At 51.9% G+C, this 216-nt stretch carries 1 rRNA gene; it reads left to right on the top strand.

Annotation, left to right across the window (positions count from 1 at the left end):
* Positions 1–110: ribosomal RNA gene (locus AB4Y31_RS31905) — 23S ribosomal RNA — on the top strand; the annotation flags it as partial.
* Between the last annotated feature and the right edge of the window lie 106 nt (positions 111–216).

Consider the following 216-nt stretch of genomic DNA (forward strand, 5'->3'; position numbering starts at 1 on the left):
CTTCGAGCCCCTTGAAGGGTCGTTCAAGACCAGGACGTTGATAGGTCGGGTGTGTACACGCAGTAATGCGCTGAGCTAACCGATACTAATTGCCCGTAAGGCTTGATCCTATAACCGGAGCGTTTTGCGCCCAGTGTTATCGCTTTAGCGATTACTCTGGGCTCATGCAAAGCTAGTGACCAGTTAGTGCTTTAGCACTTACTGGGAACCACCCCC

Origin of the sequence: Trinickia sp. EG282A (assembly GCF_040965455.1) — a bacterium.
Lineage (GTDB): Bacteria > Pseudomonadota > Gammaproteobacteria > Burkholderiales > Burkholderiaceae > Trinickia > Trinickia symbiotica.